Origin of the sequence: Acidovorax sp. LjRoot74 (assembly GCF_964254355.1) — a bacterium.
Taxonomy (GTDB): Bacteria; Pseudomonadota; Gammaproteobacteria; order Burkholderiales; family Burkholderiaceae_C; genus Acidovorax.
Genome location: NZ_CAXUTI020000001.1, coordinates 1,147,191 through 1,168,443, shown reverse-complemented (window position 1 = coordinate 1,168,443; position 21,253 = coordinate 1,147,191). Strand labels below are relative to the sequence as shown.

At 63.4% G+C, this 21,253-nt stretch carries 22 protein-coding genes and 1 tRNA gene; 13 read left to right on the top strand and 10 right to left on the bottom strand.

The features are described from left to right. Positions 1 to 188: 188 nt before the first annotated feature. Positions 189 to 1,922, bottom strand: a complete 1,734-nt coding sequence (locus ACSQ3O_RS05490) for a diguanylate cyclase domain-containing protein (RefSeq protein ID WP_436138128.1) — start codon at positions 1,920 to 1,922, stop codon at positions 189 to 191. Positions 1,923 to 2,204: 282 nt separating this feature from the next. Between ACSQ3O_RS05490 and ACSQ3O_RS05485 the strand changes: the two genes are divergently transcribed. Then, complete coding sequence (locus tag ACSQ3O_RS05485; protein WP_436138127.1) at positions 2,205 to 2,543, top strand: I78 family peptidase inhibitor; 339 nt, start codon at positions 2,205 to 2,207, stop codon at positions 2,541 to 2,543. A gap of 137 nt (positions 2,544 to 2,680) precedes the next feature. Here ACSQ3O_RS05485 and hemW read toward each other — a convergent pair whose 3' ends face one another. From hemW to ACSQ3O_RS05460, 5 genes are all read right to left on the bottom strand, one after another. After that, complete coding sequence (gene hemW / locus ACSQ3O_RS05480) at positions 2,681 to 3,928, bottom strand: radical SAM family heme chaperone HemW (RefSeq protein WP_436138126.1); 1,248 nt, start codon at positions 3,926 to 3,928, stop codon at positions 2,681 to 2,683. Between the two features lie 171 nt (positions 3,929 to 4,099). After that, entirely contained in the window at positions 4,100 to 4,702 is a 603-nt protein-coding gene (gene rdgB / locus ACSQ3O_RS05475) for an RdgB/HAM1 family non-canonical purine NTP pyrophosphatase (RefSeq protein ID WP_137746701.1), read from the bottom strand. Positions 4,703 to 4,751: 49 nt separating this feature from the next. After that, positions 4,752 to 5,486: a ribonuclease PH gene (gene rph, locus ACSQ3O_RS05470; protein ID WP_436138125.1), complete on the bottom strand. Its 735-nt coding sequence runs from the start codon at positions 5,484 to 5,486 to the stop codon at positions 4,752 to 4,754. 125 nt (positions 5,487 to 5,611) lie between these two features. Next, complete coding sequence (locus tag ACSQ3O_RS05465) at positions 5,612 to 6,514, bottom strand: PP2C family protein-serine/threonine phosphatase (RefSeq protein ID WP_137746703.1); 903 nt, start codon at positions 6,512 to 6,514, stop codon at positions 5,612 to 5,614. 172 nt (positions 6,515 to 6,686) lie between these two features. Continuing rightward, the gene (locus ACSQ3O_RS05460) at positions 6,687 to 7,703 is read right to left on the bottom strand and encodes a serine/threonine protein kinase (protein WP_436138124.1); all 1,017 of its coding nucleotides are present in this window, start codon (positions 7,701 to 7,703) and stop codon (positions 6,687 to 6,689) included. 90 nt (positions 7,704 to 7,793) lie between these two features. Between ACSQ3O_RS05460 and ACSQ3O_RS05455 the strand changes: the two genes are divergently transcribed. The 4 genes from ACSQ3O_RS05455 to ACSQ3O_RS05440 all read left to right on the top strand — a co-directional run bounded on the left by ACSQ3O_RS05455 (position 7,794) and on the right by ACSQ3O_RS05440 (position 11,949). Then, positions 7,794 to 8,696, top strand: a complete 903-nt coding sequence (locus ACSQ3O_RS05455) for a YicC/YloC family endoribonuclease (protein ID WP_436138123.1) — start codon at positions 7,794 to 7,796, stop codon at positions 8,694 to 8,696. Between the two features lie 36 nt (positions 8,697 to 8,732). Beyond that, positions 8,733 to 9,353 carry a guanylate kinase gene (gene gmk / locus ACSQ3O_RS05450; protein WP_137746705.1) on the top strand — a complete coding sequence of 207 codons (621 nt, stop codon included), beginning with the start codon at positions 8,733 to 8,735 and terminating at the stop codon, positions 9,351 to 9,353. 16 nt (positions 9,354 to 9,369) lie between these two features. Further along, positions 9,370 to 9,573 carry a DNA-directed RNA polymerase subunit omega gene (gene rpoZ / locus ACSQ3O_RS05445; RefSeq protein WP_005794722.1) on the top strand — a complete coding sequence of 68 codons (204 nt, stop codon included), beginning with the start codon at positions 9,370 to 9,372 and terminating at the stop codon, positions 9,571 to 9,573. A 96-nt stretch (positions 9,574 to 9,669) separates the two neighbouring features. Next, positions 9,670 to 11,949, top strand: a complete 2,280-nt coding sequence (locus ACSQ3O_RS05440) for a RelA/SpoT family protein (RefSeq protein ID WP_436138122.1) — start codon at positions 9,670 to 9,672, stop codon at positions 11,947 to 11,949. A 69-nt stretch (positions 11,950 to 12,018) separates the two neighbouring features. Here the strand turns inward: ACSQ3O_RS05440 and greB are convergent, their stop codons facing one another. Both greB and ACSQ3O_RS05430 read right to left on the bottom strand, forming a co-directional pair. Continuing rightward, the gene (gene greB / locus ACSQ3O_RS05435; protein ID WP_436138121.1) at positions 12,019 to 12,579 is read right to left on the bottom strand and encodes a transcription elongation factor GreB; all 561 of its coding nucleotides are present in this window, start codon (positions 12,577 to 12,579) and stop codon (positions 12,019 to 12,021) included. Between the two features lie 79 nt (positions 12,580 to 12,658). Then, a tRNA-Arg gene (locus ACSQ3O_RS05430) sits at positions 12,659 to 12,735 on the bottom strand. Positions 12,736 to 13,114: 379 nt separating this feature from the next. On the opposite strand from ACSQ3O_RS05430, the gene ACSQ3O_RS05425 reads away from it, so the two are divergent. From ACSQ3O_RS05425 to ACSQ3O_RS05415, 3 genes are all read left to right on the top strand, one after another. After that, entirely contained in the window at positions 13,115 to 13,531 is a 417-nt protein-coding gene (locus tag ACSQ3O_RS05425; protein WP_436138120.1) for a helix-turn-helix transcriptional regulator, read from the top strand. A gap of 108 nt (positions 13,532 to 13,639) precedes the next feature. After that, positions 13,640 to 14,404: a hypothetical protein gene (locus ACSQ3O_RS05420; protein ID WP_436138119.1), complete on the top strand. Its 765-nt coding sequence runs from the start codon at positions 13,640 to 13,642 to the stop codon at positions 14,402 to 14,404. A 400-nt stretch (positions 14,405 to 14,804) separates the two neighbouring features. Continuing rightward, positions 14,805 to 14,966: a hypothetical protein gene (locus ACSQ3O_RS05415; protein WP_158236081.1), complete on the top strand. Its 162-nt coding sequence runs from the start codon at positions 14,805 to 14,807 to the stop codon at positions 14,964 to 14,966. Positions 14,967 to 15,334: 368 nt separating this feature from the next. Here the strand turns inward: ACSQ3O_RS05415 and istB are convergent, their stop codons facing one another. Further along, positions 15,335 to 16,099, bottom strand: a complete 765-nt coding sequence (istB, locus tag ACSQ3O_RS05410) for an IS21-like element helper ATPase IstB (protein WP_374258801.1) — start codon at positions 16,097 to 16,099, stop codon at positions 15,335 to 15,337. A gap of 5 nt (positions 16,100 to 16,104) precedes the next feature. After that, positions 16,105 to 17,751: an IS21 family transposase gene (istA, locus tag ACSQ3O_RS05405; protein ID WP_374258795.1), complete on the bottom strand. Its 1,647-nt coding sequence runs from the start codon at positions 17,749 to 17,751 to the stop codon at positions 16,105 to 16,107. A gap of 143 nt (positions 17,752 to 17,894) precedes the next feature. Here istA and ACSQ3O_RS05400 point away from each other — a divergent pair, with 143 nt between their 5' ends. From ACSQ3O_RS05400 to ACSQ3O_RS05380, 5 genes are all read left to right on the top strand, one after another. Continuing rightward, positions 17,895 to 19,049, top strand: a complete 1,155-nt coding sequence (locus tag ACSQ3O_RS05400; RefSeq protein ID WP_436138118.1) for a phage/plasmid replication protein, II/X family — start codon at positions 17,895 to 17,897, stop codon at positions 19,047 to 19,049. Between the two features lie 21 nt (positions 19,050 to 19,070). Further along, on the top strand, positions 19,071 to 19,379 hold the full coding sequence (locus tag ACSQ3O_RS05395; protein WP_436138117.1) for a hypothetical protein: 309 nt from the start codon (positions 19,071 to 19,073) through the stop codon (positions 19,377 to 19,379). Between the two features lie 119 nt (positions 19,380 to 19,498). Then, a complete protein-coding gene (locus ACSQ3O_RS05390; protein WP_436138116.1) occupies positions 19,499 to 20,011 on the top strand; it encodes a hypothetical protein in 513 nt (170 codons plus the stop codon). A gap of 13 nt (positions 20,012 to 20,024) precedes the next feature. Continuing rightward, complete coding sequence (locus ACSQ3O_RS05385) at positions 20,025 to 20,249, top strand: DUF4224 domain-containing protein (RefSeq protein ID WP_436138115.1); 225 nt, start codon at positions 20,025 to 20,027, stop codon at positions 20,247 to 20,249. Then, the gene (locus ACSQ3O_RS05380; RefSeq protein WP_436138114.1) at positions 20,249 to 21,226 is read left to right on the top strand and encodes a tyrosine-type recombinase/integrase; all 978 of its coding nucleotides are present in this window, start codon (positions 20,249 to 20,251) and stop codon (positions 21,224 to 21,226) included. Before ACSQ3O_RS05385 ends, ACSQ3O_RS05380 begins: the two co-directional genes overlap by 1 nt. The last annotated feature ends 27 nt before the right edge of the window (positions 21,227 to 21,253 follow it).

Below are 21,253 nucleotides of genomic sequence, written 5' to 3'. Positions count from 1 at the left end.
AAGCCCGCGATGTGCGAGGCAAAAAAAAGCCCGCAGGGTGCGGGCTGAACACTTGCTTGGAGCAAGCGGGAGGGATGTCGAAGGGGTATCGACGGATGGATCGTAAAACGCACCAGAACCCATGGGTGTAGGACAGCGCCGATTGTGGTGCGCCCGTGCGGCCACACACTCTCCGCAGCGCCCCACCATCACATGCCGTAGATGCGCGCGCAGCCACGGCCGGAGGCCTTGGCCAGGTACATGGCGGAGTCGGCCTTGCGCAGGAGTTCTTCGGCATCGGCCGCGTCGGCGGGGGCCATGACGATGCCCACCGAGGCGCCGATCTGGATAAAGTGGGATTCGATTTCGGTGGGCTGGCCGAGGGCCTGCACCAGCCGCTCGGCCAGGCGGTAGGCGCTATCGGGGTCAGAGACGCCGCGCTGCAGCAGTGCAAATTCATCGCCACCCAGGCGGGCCACCACGTCGTCGCCGCGTGCCACCTGTGTCAGTTGCTGGGCCACCCAGATGAGCAGCTGGTCGCCCACCGCATGGCCAAACCGGTCATTGATGGGCTTGAAGCCGTCGAGGTCCACATACAGCACGGCAAAACCCCGTGCCGGGCGCCGCGCATCGGCCACGGCGGCCTGCAGGGTGAGCAGGAAGGCCGTGCGGTTGAGCAGCGTGGTGAGCCCGTCGTGCTCGGCCACATGGCGGATGCGCAACTCGGCCTCCTTGCGCTGGGTAACGTCGGTGAAGGTGCGCAGCGCACCGCCACCTTTGATGGGCACGGTCTGGACCTCCAGGACGCGCCCGTCGGGCCGGGGGCGGTCGTACACCTGCTGCTGGTCCACACCGCCGTTGCTGTGCAGCAGCAGGTCCTGGATCTCCTGCGAGGCACCGTCAAATTCGCCGCGTGCACGCAGGTAGGCCAGCACATTCACAAGGGACGGTTTGGCGGCCATCAGCTCTGCGGGCAGGTCCAGCAGCTCCAGCGCGCGGCGATTGCACAGCTCCACGATGCCGGTGGCGCTGATCTTGGCCACGCCCTGGTCCATGTGCTCCAGCGTGGCCTCCAGCAGGATGGATTTCTCGCGCAGCTGGGCTTCGCTGTCCCGTGCGCTGCGTTCGGCCTGTGCCAGCAGGTGCTGCTGGCGCTTGAACTCGGTGATGTCCACATGCGCGTGAAACACGGTGCCGTCCGCCCCCTGCTTGGCGATCACGCGGCTCCAGCGGTTGCGCGGCAGGGGCACTTCGAAGGGCGCGCCTGCAAAACGCATGTTCTCCTGCAGGATCGAGAGGCCGTCATAAAACGGCGCCATATCGCCCGGCCCGTCGGCGGCCCAGGCGTGGCGGTAGGCTTCAGCAAACGTGAGGCCGGTGGCCGCCACCCGGTCGGTGAGGCTGTACATCTGCATGAAGGGCTCGTTGACCCACTGGATGCGCTGGTCTTCGCCGCAAATCATCAGCCCGTCGGGGATGCGGTCGAACAGCTCGGTGCTTTCGATCAGGGGGCTGCGCAGGTAACCGGGCTCGTGGATGTTGGGGGCATCTGCCGCACCAGGCGTGTGCAGGGCCTGGGCACGCCACACGCGCACCCGGCCCAACCCGGCGATGGGCAGGGACGCCACCTGCACCCGCAGGCCCCGGTGCTCAAAGCTGTAGGGGCGCGTCTGGGCCCGGTGGCGGTCCACACCGGCGGCGATGTAGCGCTCGATGTTGGGCAGCTCCTGCGCATCGAGCCGCTCGGTGTAGAACCGGCGCAGGTTGGCGTGGTAGGGCTCGCCCGCGTACACATGGCCCTCGTGTTCGGGGAAGAACTTGAAGAAGGTCCGGTTCCAGGCGATGGTGCAGTCGCCTTCGTCAAAGGCACACAGGGCCACATCCAGTCCATCCAGGGTGTCGCCCAGGGCGTGGATGAGGCGGAGAGTCGGGTCGTCGGACATGGCGGGCAGGGCTGCGGCAAGAACACGGAAACCAGAGGCCCGCGCGGCGCGCAGATTCGGGCACTGCCGATTCTGCCGGGTGCGCCTTACGCCAACCCGTCACCCCACCAGCGCAGACTCCAGGCCACGCGCTTGCGTTGCGGTCAGCCCACACTGTCTTGACCAGCGTCAAGCTCCAGCCACGCCCGGGGGCTGCGCAAGGCATGGGCGGTTACGCAGCGACACCCCTTTGGCGCGCGCCTTCCGGTATGGTCAGGCCCTGTTTTTGATGGAGATGATTTCATGACAAACACCGCTTTGGCCGCCGTGGCCAGCCTGGGTATGGCCGCCCTGATGGCGGGTTGTGCCAGCCACGGGCCCGCCCCGGCAGCGGCCCCCTCGCCCACCCAGTCACAGGCGCAGGCGCCCGCACCAGACACGCTGTGCAATGCGCAACCAGCCCAGGCGGCGGTGGGGCAGAGCAGCACGGCGTCGGTGGTCGAATCGGCACGGGCCCGGTCGGGCGCGCGGATGGTGCGCATCCTGCGGCCGGGCCAGATGGTCACCAAGGAGTTCGACACCCAGCGGCTGAACCTGGAGGTGGATGCCAACGGGCGCATCCTGGCGGTGCGCTGCGGCTGATTGGGGCCCCAGGCCGGGTGCCTGAACCCCGCGCCCGATGCAGCAGCAATCAATAGCTATTATTTTGATAGCTATTAGCGCTTACCCATCGCGCGCAGACGGCCTCTTTTCCTTGAAATTCAGGCGCTTCACCCGGCTCAGTCGGCCAGGAACAGCTCCTGCAGGTCGCTCAGGAAGTCAAAGCCCCGCTCGGTGGGGCGCACATGGGCCAGGTCACGCTCGATCAGGCCCTTGCTCTCGGCCTCCTTCAGCCCCTTGGCAATCGCGGTGAGGGGCAGGCCCGTGCGGGCCATGAAGTCCTGCAGCGCAAAACCGTCGCGCAGGCGCAGGGCGTTGAGCATGTATTCAAACGGCAGATCGGAGCGGCGCACCTCATCGTCCTGCGCCACGGCGCGGCCGGCCAGGGCGTTGTCCATGTAGCGGGCCGGGTCCCGAAAGCGCACCTGCCGCACCACGCGGTGCGCAAAGCTGAGCTTGCTGTGCGCACCCGCGCCGATGCCCAGGTAGTCGCCAAACTGCCAGTAGTTGGTGTTGTGGAAACACTGGTGGCCCGGTTGCGCGTAGGCCGAGATTTCGTAGCGCGCCATGCCCGCCTGGCCCGTCAGTTCGGTGATGCGGTCGAGCATGGCGTAGGCCTGGTCGTCCTCGGGGATGGCCGGGGGGAACTTGGCGAAGTAGGTGTTGGGCTCGATGGTGAGGTGGTAGATGGAGATGTGCGGCGGCTTGAAGGCCAGCGCCGTGCGCAGATCCTGCTCCAGCTCTTGCTGCGTCTGGCCCGGCAGCGCATACATGATGTCGAGGTTGAAGGTGTCGAAGGACGCAGCGGCCTCCTCCACCGCTGCCATCGCCTGGGCACGGTCGTGCACGCGGCCCAACGCCTTCAGGTGCTGGTCGTTGAAGCTCTGCACCCCCACCGACAGGCGGGTGACGCCCGCTGCACGGAAAGCGCGGAAGCGGTCTTTCTCGAAGGTGCCGGGGTTGGCCTCCAGCGTGATCTCGCAGTCGGACTCCAGACGCAGGCGGGCGCGGATGTCGCCAATCAGCCGGTCGATGGCTGCAGGCGAAAACAGGCTGGGCGTGCCGCCGCCAATGAAGATGCTGTGCACCGTGCGGCCCCAGACCAGGGGCAGCGCGGCCTCCAGGTCGGCCATCAGCGCGTCGATGTAGCGCTGCTCGGGCACCCCGTTGTCCCCCGCCCCGTCACTGCGGGCCTCGTGCGAGTTGAAGTCGCAGTACGGGCATTTCTTGAGGCACCAGGGCAGGTGCACATACAGCGACAACGGAGGCAGGCTGGGCAATTGCAGCAGGCCGGGGCGCATGTAGTGCTGGATGTCGCGCACCACGGCGGGCGCATCGTCAGCAGCAGGGATGATAGGAATAGCCATTGCAAGCATCAAAGGTTCATAGCGCTCGCGCCGCAGTAGCCGCTTGCAGCGTGAGCTGTCGCGCGCACGACCGCCGCGCAAGGGCCGCCCGAGCGGCACAGCAGCGTTTCACTTGCGTGCGCTGGCGGTGTCCCCCTTGGGGGGAAGGCGCGAAGCGACTCAGGGGGGATTTCATGCCAACCAGCGTTCGCGCATCAGTGCCAGCATCTGCGCGGCCGAGCGGCCCCGGTGGCTGTGGGCGTTTTTCACCTCCACGGGCAGCTCGGCAAAGGTTTTGCCGAACTCGGGGATGAACATCACGGGGTCAAAACCAAAGCCGTTGCTGCCCCGGGGTTCGGTGGTGATCTCGCCCACCACGCGGCCCACGGCGATCAGCGGCTCGGGGTCTTGCGGGCTGCGCACGGCCACCAGGGTGCTGACCATGGCGGCGCGGCGGTTGGCCACGCCCTGCAGTTGCTCCAGCAGGGCGCGCACATTGTTGTCGTCGCTTTTTTCATAGCCGAACTGGGTGCAGTAGTACGCGGTGTCTACCCCTGGCAGACCGCCAAAGGCATCCACGCACATGCCAGCGTCGTCGGCCAGCGCGGGCAGGCCGGTGTGTTCAGACGCAAACCGCGCCTTGGCCAGGGCGTTTTCGACAAAGGTGCGAAAGGGCTCCTCGGCCTCGCCCACGCCCAGGTCGGCCTGGCGCACCAGCTCCACGCCCAGCGGGGCGAACATGGCCTGCAGCTCGGCCAGCTTGCCTCGGTTGTTGGATGCAAGAACAATTTTCATAGTCAAAATGGCCCCTACCGCTCGACCAGCATGCCTGAGTAGCTATTAATTAGTGAGTATCTTGAAGGGCTTGCTGCTGCAGATGCACCAGCTCGGCGATGCCTTTTTCAGCCAGGCCCAGCAGCTGGTCCATCTCGGCGCGGCTAAAGGCCACGCCCTCTGCCGTGCCCTGCACCTCCACATAGTGGCCCGCGCCGGTCATCACCACGTTCATGTCGGTGTCGCAATCCACGTCTTCCACATACTCCAGGTCGAGCAGCGGCGTGCCCTGCACGATGCCCACCGAGATCGCCGCCACGGGCTGCAGCAGCGGCGACTGCGTGATCTTGCCGCTGGCCAGCAACTGGTTGACCGCATCCTGCGCGGCCACCCAGGCCCCCGTGATGGCGGCGGTGCGCGTGCCGCCGTCGGCCTGGATCACGTCGCAGTCGAGCTGGATGGTGCGCTCGCCCAGCAGCTTGAGGTCAAACACCGCGCGCAGGCTGCGGCCGATGAGGCGCTGGATCTCTTGTGTGCGGCCGGTCTGCTTGCCACGCGCGGCCTCGCGGTCGCTGCGCGTGTGGGTGGCACGCGGCAGCATGCCGTATTCGGCCGTGACCCAGCCTTCGCCACTGCCGCGCTTGTGCGGCGGCACGCGTTCTTCGACCGAGGCGGTGCACAGCACCTTGGTGTTGCCAAACTCGATGAGTACCGCGCCTTCGGCGTGCATGGTGTAGTGGCGGGTGATGCGCACGGGGCGCAGCTGGTCGGCGGCGCGGCCGCTGGTGCGGATGAATGTGGTCATGGTCGTTGGGTGTCCAGAAAATGCCTTCCATGCGCCGCCCAAGGCGCGCGCCAGAAAACGAAACAGGTCAGGCAGCAGGCCTCAGACCACCGCACGAGGCTGTGCAGCCCGGGCAAATCAGTCTGTCAGGCTTTTCGAGCAGCGGAGCGGCGGATCGCCTCGTTGATTTCGGCGATCGAGCGCTCAATGGCCGCGTCGTCCAGGTCGTCCACCAGCCCGTCGAGCGGGCCCGCCTGGATGGTGGATGCAAACACGTCTTCGCTGATGCTGTCGGTGGACACGCCCTGGGTGGACTCGAACGCATCAGGCGTCTCCCATTCCAGCGCCACCACGGTCACGTTGTCGCTGCTGTCACCCGCCTTGCGCAGGGCGTCTTCGACCAGGTCGGGCACGGCATGCGACACCGCGTTGCGCGAGAGCTGCTTGGCGATCTCGTCATCGCTGAGCGTGCCCCACAGGCCGTCGGAGCACAGCAGGATGCGGTCGCCCTGCTCCAGGTACACGGGCCCGGTGATGTCGTAGATGGGCTTGGTGGGCGAGCCCAGGCAGGTGAACAGCACGTTGCGGTTGATGCGCTCCAGCCCTGGAGGCGGGTTGTTGCGCAGCTCCATGTACGAGTGGTCGCGCGTGCGGGTCAGCAGGTCGCCATCACGCACCATGTACAGGCGCGAATCGCCGCAGTGGATCCAGGTGGCGGTGCCCGCCTGCAGCACGGCCGCCACCAGCGTGGTGCGGGGCGTGTCGAGCATGCCCTTGTCGGTGGCGTAGCGCAGGATCTGGTGGTGCGCGGCCAGCAAGGCACCAGACAGGAACTCCTGCACATCCTTGAGCTGGGGCTTGGCCTCGCGCTGGAACAGTGCCGAGATGGTCTGCAGCGCAATCTGCGCCGCCACTTCGCCCTCGGGGTGGCCCCCCATGCCGTCGGCCAGAACAAACAGGCCCGATTCGCGCGTGTAGCAATAGCCCATGCGGTCTTCGTTCTTCTCGCGGCCACCGCGGCGGCTGATCTGGAATACGGAGAATTTCATTTCAGTTGCTCCACCACGCCATTTGCCACCCGCAGCGCACAAAACCGGCGCGCCCCAAGCGCGGGCAGCCGCGCAAGGGCCGCCCCGCCGCGCTGGCTGCGTCCCCCTGCCCGCATTGCGAAGCAAGGCGAGAGCGGGGGGGAAGCCGCGCAGCGGCTCAGGGGGGTGTGCTTCATTTGGGTTTGGCTCCGATGCCGGTGGCTTCACCCACCTTCTGCACATTTTTCTTGGTGTCGGACACCAGGGTGTCAAGCTGCAAGCGCATTTTTTCCGCCACCGAGAGCTTGGTGTAGCGGCGCTCGCCTTCGCGGCTCAGTTCCTTTTGCAGCGCAAACACCGACTGCGGGCGCGAGAGCGGGTCGAGCGCCATGCACCACTCCACCACCTCGATGAGGTTGTCGGAATACACACCACGCAGCTTGGTCAGCGCGAGCGAGAGGCGGTCCTTGTCGATGCGCTGCGGGGCCTCGTTGGGCGGAAAACCCTGCATGCAGGCGTAGATGCAGGCACCGATGGCATAGATATCGGTCCACGGCCCCATGGACGAGTCGCGCCGGTACATCTCGGGCGCAGCAAAGCCAGGGGTGTACATGGGGCGGATGAAGTTGCCTTCTTTGCTCAGCACCTCGCGCGCGGCGCCAAAGTCGATCATCACGGCCTTGTTGTCGTCGGTGATGAAGATGTTGGCCGGCTTGATGTCCAGGTGCAGCATCTTGTGCTGGTGCACGATGCGCAGGCCGCGCAGCACCTCGTCGAACAGCGAGCGGATGGTGGATTCGCGGAAGACCTTCTGGGTCTTCAAGTCGCGCGCGGTGATGATGAAATCCTGCAGGGTCGCGCCCTCCAGATAGTTCATCACCATATAGACGGTTTCGTTCTCGCGGAAGAAGTTGAGCACGCTCACCACCGAGGCGTGCGAGATCTGCGCGAGCGCGCGGCCTTCTTCAAAGAAGCTTTTGAGGCCGAGGCGGTAGAGAGAGAGCTTTTCGGAAGGAACCTTGGGCGGCAGCTCTCCGGGCGCACGCGTGGCCAGGGACGAGGGCAGGTATTCCTTGATGGCCACTTGCTGGCCTTCGGCATCCAGGGCCAGATAGACCACCCCAAAACCACCGGAAGACAACCGGCGCACCACGCGGTAGCCGCCAATTGCGGTATCGGGCGGCAAGGGTGCCGGCTTGATTTTTGACATATTTTGCGAAGATGACTCGGGGGTAGAGCGGAACCCGGATAATCGCCGGATCGCAAGCAACCATCAAAAAGTCCAATGCCAGTTTACAGCATGACCGGATACGCCAGCGCACAGCATGGCGCATCTGCCGCCGGCGCTGAAACCGACGCCCGCGCACCCCAATCGCGCCGGCTGGGGCTGGAAATCCGCTCGGTCAACAGCCGCTTTCTGGACCTCTCGTTCCGCTTGCCCGACGAACTGCGCGCCCTGGAGCCCACGCTGCGCAGCCTGCTGACGGCCCACCTCAAACGCGGCAAGGTCGAGGTGCGTGCCGCCCTGGACACCGACGACAGCAACACCCTGCAAGACCCGCCCGCCCGCTTGCTGCAGCGGCTCAACTCCCTGCAGGACTCCGTGCGGGCCTGGCTGCCCGCAGCTGCCCCACTCACGGTGGCCGACGCCCTGCGCCTGTGCGCCAACCCCCATTCCGGCACGGAAGACTGGAGCGAAGCCGTCCCCGCGTTGGCCGAAGAAGCGCTCACCGCCTTGTTGGCGGCCCGGGAGCGCGAAGGCAAGCGCCTGGCCACCATGCTGCTGGACCGCGTCAAACAACTGCGCGCCCTGGCCCAGCAAGCCGTGCCCATGGTGCCCTTGCTGGTCGAACAGCAAAGGCTGCGCTTCATGGAACGCTGGAAAGAGGCCATGGCCCTGACCGATGGCGCCACGCTGCCCGAGGCCGCCCGTGACCGCGCCCTGACCGAGGCCACAGCCTTCGCCATCCGCATCGATGTGGCCGAGGAAATCACCCGGCTGGATTCGCACCTGGACGAAATCGAGCGCCTGCTCAAAAAGGGGGGCGAAGTAGGCAAACGCCTGGACTTCCTGATCCAGGAACTGCACCGCGAGGCCAACACGCTGGGCTCCAAATCGGCAGCACTCGACCTGACACGCATCAGCGTGGACATGAAGGTGCTGATCGAGCAGATGCGCGAGCAAGTGCAGAATATCGAATAAAACTCATTTTTTGATAGCGCATAGCGCACATCAACTATGGACTATCCCGGAAATCTCATCGTAGTAGCGGCGCCCAGCGGCGCAGGCAAATCCAGCCTTGTCAAGGCGCTGCTGGAACTGGACTCGCACGTTCACCTCTCGGTCTCCCACACCACCCGCGCCCCACGCGGCCAGGAAAAGCACGGCCGCGACTACTACTTTGCGTCGCAATCCGAGTTCGACGCCATGGTGCAAAGCAATGCCTTTGTGGAATGGGCACATGTGCACGGCAACCGCTACGGCACCTCCAAGAAGGCGATCGAGGAGCGCATTACCCAGGGGTCGGATGTGATCCTGGAAATCGACTTCCAGGGCGCTCTGCAAATCAAGGAGGCCTTTGCCAACGCGGTACTGGTCTTCATCCTGCCCCCCAGCTGGGAAGAGTTGCGCTCCCGCCTGGAGCGGCGCGGGGAAGACACGGCAGAGGTGATTGAAGTCCGCCTCAAGAATGCGGCCGAAGAGATGGCCCAGGTCAGCAAATTCGACTTCGTTATAATTAACGAATTGTTTGAGCGCGCGCTTTTCGACCTGAAAGCCGTCGTTCACGCCCAGCGACTCAAGTACGTCGCCCAGCGCCGCGCACGTGCTGACACCTTCCAGTCGCTCAATATCACCTGAATCCCGGAGTAAAACGATGGCACGCATCACTGTAGAAGACTGTCTGGAAAAGATCCCCAACCGCTTCCAGCTCGTGTTGGCCGCCACGTACCGTGCCCGCATGCTGAGCCAGGGCCACGCGCCCCGCATCGAAAGCCGCAACAAGCCCGCCGTGACTGCCCTGCGCGAAATCGCCGAAGGCAAGGTCGGCCTGGAGATGCTCAAGAAGGTTCCTGGTTGAGCCATTTCCTGGGCGCAGCCCCGAAAGAGCACCGCGACAGCGGTGCTTTTTTTTTCCCGCAAATCGTCTGATGCGCTCCCGCGCTACATTAAAGGCATGAACGCGGTGCTCAACTCACCTTCTGCAACGCAGCCCCGGCCTGGCGATCCGCCCACGGCAGGCGGTCTTTCTGCAGCCGCAGCAGCGGCCAATGCTGCAGCGGCCAGCTTTGCCGCGCTGACAGACAGCCTCGACTACCTGGATGCCTCCAGCATCGAACAGGTGCGCCAGGCATACCGCTTTGCCGACGAGGCGCACCTGGGCCAGTTGCGCAACAGTGGTGAGCCCTACATCACCCATCCGATAGCAGTGGCGGCCCAATGCGCCACCTGGAAGCTCGACGCTCAGGCCCTGATGGCAGCCTTGCTGCATGACGCCATGGAAGACTGTGGCGTCACCAAGGCCGACCTGATCGACCGTTTTGGCGCCCCCGTGGCCGAACTGGTGGATGGCCTCACCAAGCTGGACAAGCTGCAGTTCAACACCCGCGAAGAGAACCAGGCCGAGTCCTTCCGCAAGATGCTGCTGGCCATGGCGCGCGACGTGCGTGTCATCCTCATCAAGCTGGCCGACCGCACGCACAACATGCGCACGCTGTCGGACATGCCGCGCAGCAAGTGGGGCCGCATCTCGTCGGAAACACTGGAGATCTATGCGCCCATCGCTCACCGCCTGGGCCTGAACCAGACCTACCGCGAGCTGCAGGACCTGGCTTTCCGGCATCTCCATCCCTGGCGCTATGCCACGCTGTCGAAGGCCGTCAACAAGTCACGCAACCGCCGCCGCGATCTGGTGCAGAAGGTGCAGACCGAGGTGGACACCGCCTTCTCCAAGATCGGCATGAAGGTGCGCCTGGCAGGCCGAGAAAAAACCTTGTACGCCATCTATCAGAAGATGGACCTCAAGCACCTGAGCTTCGCGCAAGTGACGGACATCTACGGCTTCCGGGTGATCGTGCCCACGGTGACAGACTGCTACACGGCACTCGGGGTGTTGCACCAGATGTACAAGCCCGTGCCCGGCAAGTTCAAGGACCACATCGCCATTGCCAAGCTCAACGGTTACCAGTCGCTGCATACCACCCTCGTGGGGCCGTCAGGTGTGAACATCGAGTTCCAGATGCGCACCGACGAAATGCACGTCATTGCCGAGGCCGGCGTGGCCGCGCACTGGCTGTACAAGGCGCAAGACGGCGATGGCACCTCGGCCGAACGCCTGGGCACCAAGTGGTTGCAGTCCTTGCTCGATATCCAGAACGAAACGCGCGACGCCGCCGAATTCTGGGACCACGTGAAGGTGGACCTGTTCCCCGACGCGGTCTATGTGTTCACACCCAAGAGCCAGATTATGGCTCTGCCACGCGGCGCCACCGTGGTGGATTTCGCCTACGCGATCCACAGCAATGTCGGTGACCGCACCACCGCAGCCAAGATCAACAACGAGCAGGTGCCACTGCGCACCGAACTCAAGAACGGCGATGTGGTCGAGATCATCACGGACCCCGTATCCACCCCCAACCCGGCATGGCTAGGGTTTGTGCGAACCGGGCGCGCGCGATCGAAAATTCGCCACTACCTCAAGACCCTGGCGCATACAGAATCAGAAGGCCTGGGCGAAAAACTCCTGACCCAGGCGATCCGTGCCGAGGGGCTGGAACAGCTGCCCCCGCTCAACACAGACACCCAACCGATGTGGGACAAGCTGCTGCGCTTCACAGGCAACCGCAGCCGCAGCGAACTCATGACCGACCTCGGCCTGGGGAAACGCATCGCCAGCATCGTGGCCAAGCGACTCATGGTGCTGATGTCGGAGCACGGCCATCGCCCTGACGCCCTGCTCATGACCCGCGAGCGTTACACGTCACACGAGACCCTGTCGCAGGGCGCGGTCACGCTCGACGGCAGCGAGAATGCCTCGGTGCAGTACGCATCCTGTTGCCGCCCCGTGCCCGGTGACAGCATCGTTGGCTATCTGGGCCGTGGCGAGGGCCTAGTTGTCCACAACGTGCACTGCAGTGTCGCCAAGCGACTGCAACACAAGGACAGCGAGCGCTTTATCGCCGTGGACTGGTCGGACGAGCCTACGCGCATGTTTGAAACCGGTGTGGTGGTCACCGTCACCAACGGCAAAGGCGTACTGGCACGCGTGGCTGCAGAATTGGCGAACTCCGAGGCGGATATCACCCATGTCGATATGGACGACGAGGCAGCGCTGGACACTACGGACCTGCGCTTCATCGTTGCCGTGCGTGACCAGGCACATCTGGAGCTGGCACTGCGCAACCTGCGCCGCACCCAGGCCGTCCTTCGCGCGGCCCGGATAACACCCCAGGCCTGAAAGCGGCCCCGAGGCCCCAAACAGGACATCCCGCGAGGCCAACGCTGAACCTGTGGCCGCAGCGCACCACTAGGTGAGATGTGGCAGCGGATAACGGACCTCGACCACCTCCAGGTGGCGTACGCCCCCTGGGGTGGGCAGCTGGACTTCGTCTCCCACCCGGGCTTTGAGCAGCGCACGCGCCACGGGTGCAATCCAGCTGACCTGTGATTCGCGGGTGTCGGCTTCATCAATGCCCATGATGGTGATGGTGCGCTCAACCCCCTCATCATCCAGATAGGTCACCGTTGCTCCGAAAAAGACTTGGTCGCTTCCAGCATGCTGGCTGGGATCGACCACTTCGGCGATCTCCAATCGCTTGGTCAGGAAGCGGATGCGCCGATCAATTTCACGCAAACGCTTCTTGCCGTACAGATAGTCACCGTTCTCAGAGCGGTCGCCGTTGCTCGCAGCCCAATGCACCACATCCACAATCTTGGGGCGTTCGTTGTCGATCAAGTCGAGCAACTCATCCCGCAGACGCGCATACCCGCCAGGCGTGATGTAGTTCCTGCCCCCAGCAGGCAGTGGCGGCAACGCCAACTCATCGTCGTCAGCCCCATCGGTTTCTTTGGTAAAAGCCTTGCTCATCGCCAGATATCCCCGATCAACGCCAAGCGCGCGGACAAATGAAAAAGCCTGCAATCTTGCGATTGCAGGCTTTAAACATTGGTGCGGCTGGCAGGAATCGAACCCACGACCCCTTGGTTCGTAGCCAAGTACTCTATCCAGCTGAGCTACAGCCGCTAAGCTTTGAATTATAGCATGATTTCTTGGCGACCCTTGAAATCTTGCTTTTTATTTGCATCCTCTTGAGAGACTTGCTGCAAACAAAAGCTAACTCAGCGCAAGCCACAATTGTAATGCACTCCAAAGCGTCCCAAAGAGAAACGGGGCACATTGCTGAAGAAAAATGGCTTTGATCGTGATGATCACCCATGCGAGTGACGGGTGGTAGGGCGTGTTGGACTTGAACCAACGACCAAAGGATTATGAGTCTGCCCCCGCCTTCAATGCTGACAGTCCTTTAGCGGGCTACGCCTTCTACAACTCAAGCGAATTGCACTGACGGAAAAGGCCCGTGTATCCTGTGGCGCTTGACGCTTTGTAGAAGTACCTCCCGCTCATGCCCATCGATTCCGCGCATCTCTTCGACGACACGAAGGTCGCCTCCTACCTGAAGCACGCTCGCGCTCACCATGACCTCACTCTCGAGCAGCTCAGCCGCCTGACCAAGGAGATTGATCCCGCTGGAACCGGCGTGTCTCGAGTTGCCCTTTCAAGGTATGAGAACGGAGCCTCATTGCCCGGCCTACGCGAGCTGCGCCTCATCAGCTTTGCAACTCGCAGACCGTTGGCCTTGCTGTTCTATGGCGAACGAACCGACCCAATGAGCTCCTATCGCCTGGAGCTGGAGATGCGGATTACCGATATCGTGATGGGCCAAGTTGACGCCCAAGGCTTGATCAAGGAAGTAGCGGAGCAAGCCCCCGATGACGAGACTTACAAAGCACTGCTCGAAAGGGTCAAAGCATCCAATTGATCGTTTTGGATACTTTTTTCTCATTTTGTATTGACTGGCCGTTGGTTTCCTATATAGTTTTCATAACGAGATTTTTGCTCGTTATGTTTACCAACCAAGGAGCCAACAGTGATCGACTTTTCAGAACTGGCGCTATCGCCCAACGCATCTCGCGCCGCGCGTAACTTCCTCGGCCTCAGCCAAGCGCAGGCCGCCGAGAAATCCAACCTCCCCGCGCACAAGCTGAAGCGCTTCGAGACGGGCAACTATGTGCCCGACGCGCAGTTCCTCGATGACCTGCGCGAGTTCTATGAGGGTGAGGGTTACGACTTCCACGACAAGGACACCCCCGGGGCCAAAGCCAAATTGCGTGGAGATGTTTTCCCCGCAGGCGTGGTTGGTAAAACGGCCAGCGCCACGGGCGAAACCGATGGTTCCCCCTCGGAAAACCAAAGAAAACCAGCCCGCCCAATCGCGTCCAAGCTGCATCACATCCGCATTGATCCAAGCCTGAGCGACAAGCAAATCGATGCCATCTTTGAGTGCATCGAGGACAACGAGACCAGCCTGACAGCGGCACTTGAACGGAAGCTCTCGCGCGGTGTTCTTTTCAGTACCTCCATCGACGCAACCGCCCAAGCGCAACAGATCGCCATTCAAAAACTGCTCGCCGAAAACGGCCTACTGTTCGCAAAGCTGCTGGGCCGCGCTCCGGTGGCGGTGCCTGAGGGCGATCCGATCAAACTCGCCGCTGACGCAAAAACCCACGGCGAGCTGCTGCAGGCCGCAATGGCCGATGTGCAGCGAGCCACGGTGCACGACGACAAAGAGGCTCAGGCGCGCCGCAAGGGCCGCGCTGAGCCGGTGGAGGTGCTGCACGCGTTGGTCGGTTGAGGCGCGGCGGCAATGCGCCACCTCATTGATCAACAGGGGGCCCGCGTGCCTCTCTGCCCTCCCCAGATGTGGCGCCACAAGGCGCCGACCGGGGCACCCGCTTGCACGCCAGTGCATGCGGGGGGGGAGGGAACCACATCCACCAGGGCGACGGATCGGGCAGACGGCGGTGGCTGGATTGCCAGAGCCACGCTTCCCAATGGCGTTTGCAAGCGCTTCCGCCAGCTGCAGTGCTTCGACGGCTATGTGGCCGTTTGGCGCGCAGCCGGTTTTCTCCTGACCTGGCAGGACCCCCGCACGGTTTTCATCACGCGCGGTGGGCTGGGCGCGGGGCCACAGCGCCCTGCCGCAGACCCGGCCCAGGTCACCCCATCAACACCACACACAGAGGCTCTGAATCATGGTCAAGCTCGATTTGGGCATTGCCAAGCTCGATTGGTACGTGCTTTCCAACCCCTCGGCCAACACCGGCCCTTTCTCGTTCTCCATCGATCACGAGGGCGTCTTCCTGTTCCTCAAGCCCGTGCAGCTCGCGCTGCTGTGGCCCTGGGTGAAGGTATGAGCCAGAAGCCCGCACAGCCCGCCTTCGCCTGGTGGACCACCCCCACAACCCGCGCATTGCATCGCGCTCCCACACAGCCCGCCATGGGCCTGCATCGCCGTCCATTTTCTGGCGCAAAGGCCGCACCTCAACGACCGCAGGAGGCCACCCGCACAACGGCACAAATTTTCCCTTTCACGGGCAGTAACACCCCGTATGAGTCTCATGAGTGAGACAACAGCCAGCGAAGCGCAGCAGCTCATGGGACTCGATACGGTACGGATCAAAAGCCCTTACATGGCCCGCAACATCGTGGACAAAGTCCCCGATGGCCACCCCAAACTGCTCCACTGTTGGCCAGTCAAACTGCTCCAGGCAGGACGGGGTGATTATGCGGGGTCTGAGGTGATGATCAGGCGTGCAGCAGCCTCTTTGAGCCTGTAGCTCTTGCCCTCGAACTCCAGCATGGCGCAGCGGTGCATGAGGCGATCGAGGATGGTGGTGGCCATGGTCGCGTCGCCCAGGTAGCGACCCCAGTCCTGCACGACGCGGTTGGAGGTGATGACGATGGAGCGGCGCAGCTTGTAACGCTGGTGGACCAGGGCCTGCAGCAACTCGGCGGCATGCTCGCTGATGCGCCTTGCCAGGAACAGGTCATCGAGCACCAGCAAGTCGGCCGCCACCCAGCCCTTGAGCAGACTGGCGCGCTCGTCGGCGTCGGCCAGCGCATAGCGAGCGAACTCGCTGTCAGCTTCGATGTAGGACACGTCATGACCGAGCAAGGTGGCTTGGTAGGCCACGGCCTTGGCGATGTGGCTCTTGCCGGTGCCGGGCTTGCCTACGATCAGGGCGTTGGCGCCTTCGCTGAGGAACTTCAAGGTGTGCAACTCGAAGCAGGCTGCGCGCGGCAGCTTTGGGTTGAAGCGCCAGTCGAAGTCGGCCAGGGAGGGCTTCTCATCCAGGCCGGAGAGCTTGAAGCGACGTGCCATCAGCCTGCTGTGGCGTCGGTCGAGTTCGTCTTGCAGCAAGGCTGAGAGCGTATCCAGAAAGGGCTCCTGAGCGGCCTGGGCCTGCATCAGGCGCGTCTGCAGGGTCTCAGCCATGCCTGACAGGCGCAGCTTGCGCAGGGTGGCCTCGATGTCGTGGGGGGTCATGGCGGTCATGCGAAGAAATCTCCTTGAGGTGTGATGGCGGGTGTCGTGGCCGCTGTGGCCATGGCGAAGAGTTCGCCGTACTCCTGTGGGTTGCGGATGAGGTCGTGCGTTTGCGTGGTGCTCGCGGGTGCGGCCTGCGTCGCTGTCGGGGCGGCATCGAGTTGGGCCAGAGCCTGCGCCACCAGGCGTTCGGTGATGGCCTTGACGTGGCGGTAGCTGTGCACACCGTCGTCGATGGCCTGGGCACAGGCGGTGTTGACCATCTGGCGTGGATAGCGGTCGGCCAGGTGCACGATGCCCCACAGCTTGCGCTGGCCCACACGGCCTTCGATGGCAAACAGCATCTGGCACAGCCGGGCGGCGTCCACGCCGATGGCATCGGCCTGCTTGAGGATGTGGAGGGTCTCGCGGGAGGGGTTGAAGACGCGCTCGTCCATGGGCAGCACCACGGTGCCTGGCCGCTCGGCCAAGGTGTGCGTGCGCAGCAGGGCCTGGGTCTGTAGGTCGCGAATCTCCAGGCGGCGCTCGAAGATGCGCACCAGCACCTTGGTGCCAATGTGCGCCGGCCGCGCGGCGTAGCTGCAATGGGCCACGCGCACGCAGCCGTCGTCGCACACGGTGCGCTGCTCGTCACGGAAGTACGCCATGGGCAGCGTGGGCAAGGGCTGCAGGTGGGGCCGCTCTTCTTCGAACATGGCCTGTACCTGGCGGCGCTCTGAGCCGTGGATGCGAGAGGCCGCCCACTTGGTCTCCCAGTGCTCCAGGTAGGTGTTCTGTTCTTCAATGGTCTCGAAGCGCTTGCCCTTGAGTGCCGTGGCCTGAGTGTGACCAATGGCATTCTCGACACTGCCCTTGCGGTTGGGGTCACGTACCCGCGCCGGGTCGGCCACGACCTCGTAGTGTGCCAGGGTGGCGGCGTACACGGGGTTGAGCTCGGGCTCGTACAGGTCGGGCTTGAGCACGCCTTCCTTGAGGTTGTCCAGGACCACGTATCGGCACGAGCCGCCAAAGTAGCGCCAGGCTTGTTCGTGCAGTTCGGCCCAGACCTGTTGGCCAGAATTCCAGACCACGCGGCGGAAACTGCGGCGCGAATACCGAAGCGTGGCCACGAACAGGCGTGGCTTGCGCCAGCGGTCGGTGCCGGGCACGCGGGTGGGCGCGCCTTCGCCGAAGTCCACCTGCATCTCCTCGCCGGGCAGGAAGCTCAGGCGGTCGAACTGCTCAGGCTCACGCACCCGGATGCGCGCCACGAAGCGTTTGACGGAGTTGTAGCGTGCAGCAAAGCCGTGGGCATCGACCAGGTCCTGGTAGATGGCCGTGGCATTGCGGCCCAAGCGCAACTGAGCTTCGATGAAGGCGCGGTGGGGCTCACACAGCGAGGTGGCCGCCGGCGCAGGCGCCAGCAGTAAAGCCGGTGGCCGGGGTGGAGCAGTTTGGCTGGCCAGGGGCACAACCAGGTCGGTGGCCACCCCGGGGCAGTTTGAATCGTCAGGCGACGGGGGCGGCGGATCGCCCTGGGCCTCAAAGCGCTTAGCCCAGGCGCGGATGGTGTGGCGGGAGATGCCGGTGCGGCGCTCAATCTCGCGCTGGGTGTTACCCGCGCGCAGGAGCGTCCAGATCGTGGTTTGTAGATGTGGCTTCAAGACGTTCACCTCGTGAATCCCCCCTTGTGATCAAGGGGGTGGAAGTTACGTCCTGCACGTCAGAGCTGAGGCGCCTGACTCACCGAAATCAATGGGTCAACTCACCCCGGCCAGGTGGAGCAGTTTGGGTGGCCATAAGTGGGGCAGTTTGGGTGGCCGCCGGGGACAAAGTCAAAGCCCAAGGGCAGAGCTACTGCCAGGTACTCAACGAAACCGGGGAACTGCTGTGGGAGGTCACCCGCACCAACCTCAAGGGCTCCTACGACTCCCGGATCATGGTCAAACCCATGTACGAAGACTGCCAGAAGGGCAAGAGCGGCAAGCCGGAATGGCACCCCAGCCCGCCCTATCTGATCGTGGAATGCTCGATCCCAAAGGCCATGAACGGCCAGAACGTCTATGGGGTGATCGAGGACATGCAGACGGCCTGCGAGAACGTGCGCACGCTGCTGCAGCAGCTCATGGGCATTGAGATGCCCCACACAGCCAATTGGACGGTGCAGCGCGTGGACTGGGCCGAGTCCTTCCAGCTCCCATATCAGGCCGTGCAGGAGTTCTTCGAGGGCATCTATCACGTGGCCTTCCCGCGCCGGAAGATGCAAAAGTACGGCAACGAATCCATCTTCGTGCCGGGCACCACCACCACGATCAAGATTTACCACAAGGGTCCCGAGTTCCAAAAGAACGACCGCAAGCGCCTGGCCTGGGTGCTGCGCAACTACTTCCACGAGAACAGGCCACGTGACGCCGCGCCCGACTGGGCCCAACGGCAGGCCTACCGCAAGGTGGCGGCCATCCAGCGACTGGCAAACAACCGTCTGCGCGCTGAGGTGGAAGTCCACGCGGAAAAGCTGGACTACGACTTCGGCCACAAACCCAAGGTCCGCGAAGTGACCACGGAATACCTGCAGGCCGTTTTCGACAAGGAGATGGCTCGCCTGTTACGTGAGGGCAAAGAGGGTGTGAACGTGGTGCGCTCCAGCCTGGCTGTACGTGATCGCCTGGAAGCCCGGTTCTCGCCCGAGCTGGCAGGGCTGCTGCATGGCTTCTGGCTGGGAATGTCCACCCATGGCGAAGACGACATGAAGAAGCGCAGCACCCGCGCCACGTTCTACCGCCGCCGCAAACAGCTTGTCGATGCCGGTGTGTCCTGGCTCGCCACCGACATGCAACTCATTGAGCGTCAGGGGCAAATGCTGCCCGCTGACTTCTCCCCCGTTCGTGCAAATGCCAGGCGCTGTACCAGCCTGGTGCGCGAAAGACCCGCGTTCGACTACCGAAGCGGACTACTCCAACTGGCCGCGTAAGGCCCAAACCGAAAGAAGACCATGAGCGAAACCGTTCTCGTACTCCGTGCCTCCCGATACGAATTCACCAGCGAAAAGACAGGCGAAATCATCAAGGGGGCGAACGTCGAATTCATCAGCGACACCCAGGTCGAAACCCCGAACGCGGTGGGAGAGAAGCCCATGAAGGTGACGATCACCGATGAAGTGTTCAACGAGATCAAGCACTACGGTGCCCCTGCCATCTACGACATCACCATCCGAACCAAGCCAGGCAAGGAGGGCTCTGCAACTGTGGTTCTCACCAAGGCCAAGTTCCAGCAGGCATTCAAGCTGCCCGAGTCGGAATGAAAAAAGCGCTCACGTGCAGCAACACATGAGCGCCCACCGAACCACAAAAAACCACTCAGTGATCGGCCCTGACAGCTTACTGCATGTAGGCCGTCAGAGGCTACGAATCGAGGTTCCCCATGTTCTTTCACGCTCCCCGCGATATCTACGGCCCTGAGCTGCTGCGCATGTTCATTGATGAGCTTGGCGGCCCCAAGAAGGTTCACAAGTACCTGGACGTTTCAGAGCGCACTGTCTGGCACTGGCTATCCACTGGCCGTGTCCCTCGCGCCGCTGTCCTGGCTCTCTTCTGGGAATCGAGGTGGGGTCGCTCCCAAATCTTCACCGAACAGGTGAACGAAATCCGCCTGCTGTACCAGCACGTCTGCATCCTGCAGGACCAGTATCAGAGGGCAAAAGACATGGTGGCCGGACTCCGAGCCATACACGCCGGGTCCGCCAATGAACCGATCTTTGAAGAGCTGCCCACCATCAGCGCTACGCCCGCCCCGACATTCAGCGCGGAATCCATTCCGCCCGCGACGCATGACACCACACCGCCGCAGTCAAAAGCCAGCCCCGCAGCATCCATTTCACCCCGAGCCACCCAGGCAATGCAGGCCCTTTCACGCCTTCGCGCAGCTGCACACTGATGAGGCATCCACGGTGGAACCCCCTCTTTTTCTCACAGGCGAAGAGCTTGCAACCCTTACGGGTTTCAAGACGCCTGCCCGCCAGGTGGAATGGCTGCGCACAAAGGGCTGGCGCTTTGAAATTAACGGCAATCGCCGGGCCATCGTCGCGCGCAAATACGCCGAAAAGATGCTGGGTTGCGGTGTACCCGAAGCCCATGCCTATCAGCCGAATTTCGGTGCATTTCAGGGGGCGTGATGGGTCGGCGTAGGCAGTCCAATTTCGACGATCCCCCGCGCTTTCACCGCAAGGGCAACGTCTGGTATCACGTGAGTGGCACCCTGCCCCGCGTTTGGTCCAAGCTCTCCAACGACCGCGCCGAAGCCCTGCGTCTGTGGGCACAGCGTGAAGGGGTGCGCGAGGACGAATCTACCCGTTTGTTCTCAGTGGTGGCCAGGCGGTACGTGCGCGAGGTGTTCCCCACCAAGAGCGTGCAGACCCGGCGCGACAACGACAAGGAACTCGCCAACCTGCTGCGCGTGTTCGGGCACATGCCCATCGAGGCCATCGCCCCCATGCACATCCGCCAGTACATGGACCTGCGCGGCCAGGTGGCAAAGGTGCGCGCCAACCGGGAGAAAGCCCTGTTCTCGCACATCTTCAACAAGGCCAGGGAGTGGGGCTTCACCACAGCGCAGAACCCGTGCCAGGGCGTGAAGGGCTTCAAGGAAACGGGGCGCTCGCGCTATGTCACCGACGAGGAATTCGACCGCGTGCGGGCCAACGCACATTGCACGGTGGTGGACGCCATGGACATTGCCCTGCTCACCGGCCAGCGCCCCGCCGATGTGCTCAAGATCAAGCGGACCGACATTCGGGATGGCGCCTTGTGGATCGTGCAGAACAAGACCGGGGCACGCCTGGGCATTGAGATCACGGGCGAGCTGGCGGCGGTCATCGACAGGATCAACCAGCGGCCCAGGAAGGCCATCAGCGCCTTTCTGATTCAGGACGAGAACGGCCAGCCACTCAGCCAGGGGGCGCTGCGCTCACGCTTTGACAAGGCGCGCATGCTGGCGAATGTGGATTTTCAGTTTCGGGATATACGCGCGAAGGCAGCGACAGATACCGGGGACCTGGCGCACTCCCAAAGGTTGCTCGCACACAAGAATCGCGGCATGACGGAGCACTATGTGAAGGCTCGCACTGGGGAGAGGGTGCGCCCCCTGCGCTAACATAATGTTTCAATCCCACCAACGAAC

Bases quoted from the DNA above. Each gene is read 5' to 3' on its own strand.
- ACSQ3O_RS05490 (WP_436138128.1), bottom strand. From the start codon at position 1,922: ATGTCCGACGACCCGACTCTCCGCCTCATCCACGCCCTGGGCGACACC.
- ACSQ3O_RS05485 (WP_436138127.1), top strand. From the start codon at position 2,205: ATGACAAACACCGCTTTGGCCGCCGTGGCCAGCCTGGGTATGGCCGCC.
- hemW (WP_436138126.1), bottom strand. From the start codon at position 3,928: ATGGCTATTCCTATCATCCCTGCTGCTGACGATGCGCCCGCCGTGGTG.
- rdgB (WP_137746701.1), bottom strand. From the start codon at position 4,702: ATGAAAATTGTTCTTGCATCCAACAACCGAGGCAAGCTGGCCGAGCTG.
- rph (WP_436138125.1), bottom strand. From the start codon at position 5,486: ATGACCACATTCATCCGCACCAGCGGCCGCGCCGCCGACCAGCTGCGC.
- ACSQ3O_RS05465 (WP_137746703.1), bottom strand. From the start codon at position 6,514: ATGAAATTCTCCGTATTCCAGATCAGCCGCCGCGGTGGCCGCGAGAAG.
- ACSQ3O_RS05460 (WP_436138124.1), bottom strand. From the start codon at position 7,703: ATGTCAAAAATCAAGCCGGCACCCTTGCCGCCCGATACCGCAATTGGC.
- ACSQ3O_RS05455 (WP_436138123.1), top strand. From the start codon at position 7,794: ATGACCGGATACGCCAGCGCACAGCATGGCGCATCTGCCGCCGGCGCT.
- gmk (WP_137746705.1), top strand. From the start codon at position 8,733: ATGGACTATCCCGGAAATCTCATCGTAGTAGCGGCGCCCAGCGGCGCA.
- rpoZ (WP_005794722.1), top strand. From the start codon at position 9,370: ATGGCACGCATCACTGTAGAAGACTGTCTGGAAAAGATCCCCAACCGC.
- ACSQ3O_RS05440 (WP_436138122.1), top strand. From the start codon at position 9,670: ATGAACGCGGTGCTCAACTCACCTTCTGCAACGCAGCCCCGGCCTGGC.
- greB (WP_436138121.1), bottom strand. From the start codon at position 12,579: ATGAGCAAGGCTTTTACCAAAGAAACCGATGGGGCTGACGACGATGAG.
- ACSQ3O_RS05425 (WP_436138120.1), top strand. From the start codon at position 13,115: ATGCCCATCGATTCCGCGCATCTCTTCGACGACACGAAGGTCGCCTCC.
- ACSQ3O_RS05415 (WP_158236081.1), top strand. From the start codon at position 14,805: ATGGTCAAGCTCGATTTGGGCATTGCCAAGCTCGATTGGTACGTGCTT.
- istB (WP_374258801.1), bottom strand. From the start codon at position 16,099: ATGACCCCCCACGACATCGAGGCCACCCTGCGCAAGCTGCGCCTGTCA.
- ACSQ3O_RS05395 (WP_436138117.1), top strand. From the start codon at position 19,071: ATGAGCGAAACCGTTCTCGTACTCCGTGCCTCCCGATACGAATTCACC.
- ACSQ3O_RS05390 (WP_436138116.1), top strand. From the start codon at position 19,499: ATGTTCTTTCACGCTCCCCGCGATATCTACGGCCCTGAGCTGCTGCGC.
- ACSQ3O_RS05380 (WP_436138114.1), top strand. From the start codon at position 20,249: ATGGGTCGGCGTAGGCAGTCCAATTTCGACGATCCCCCGCGCTTTCAC.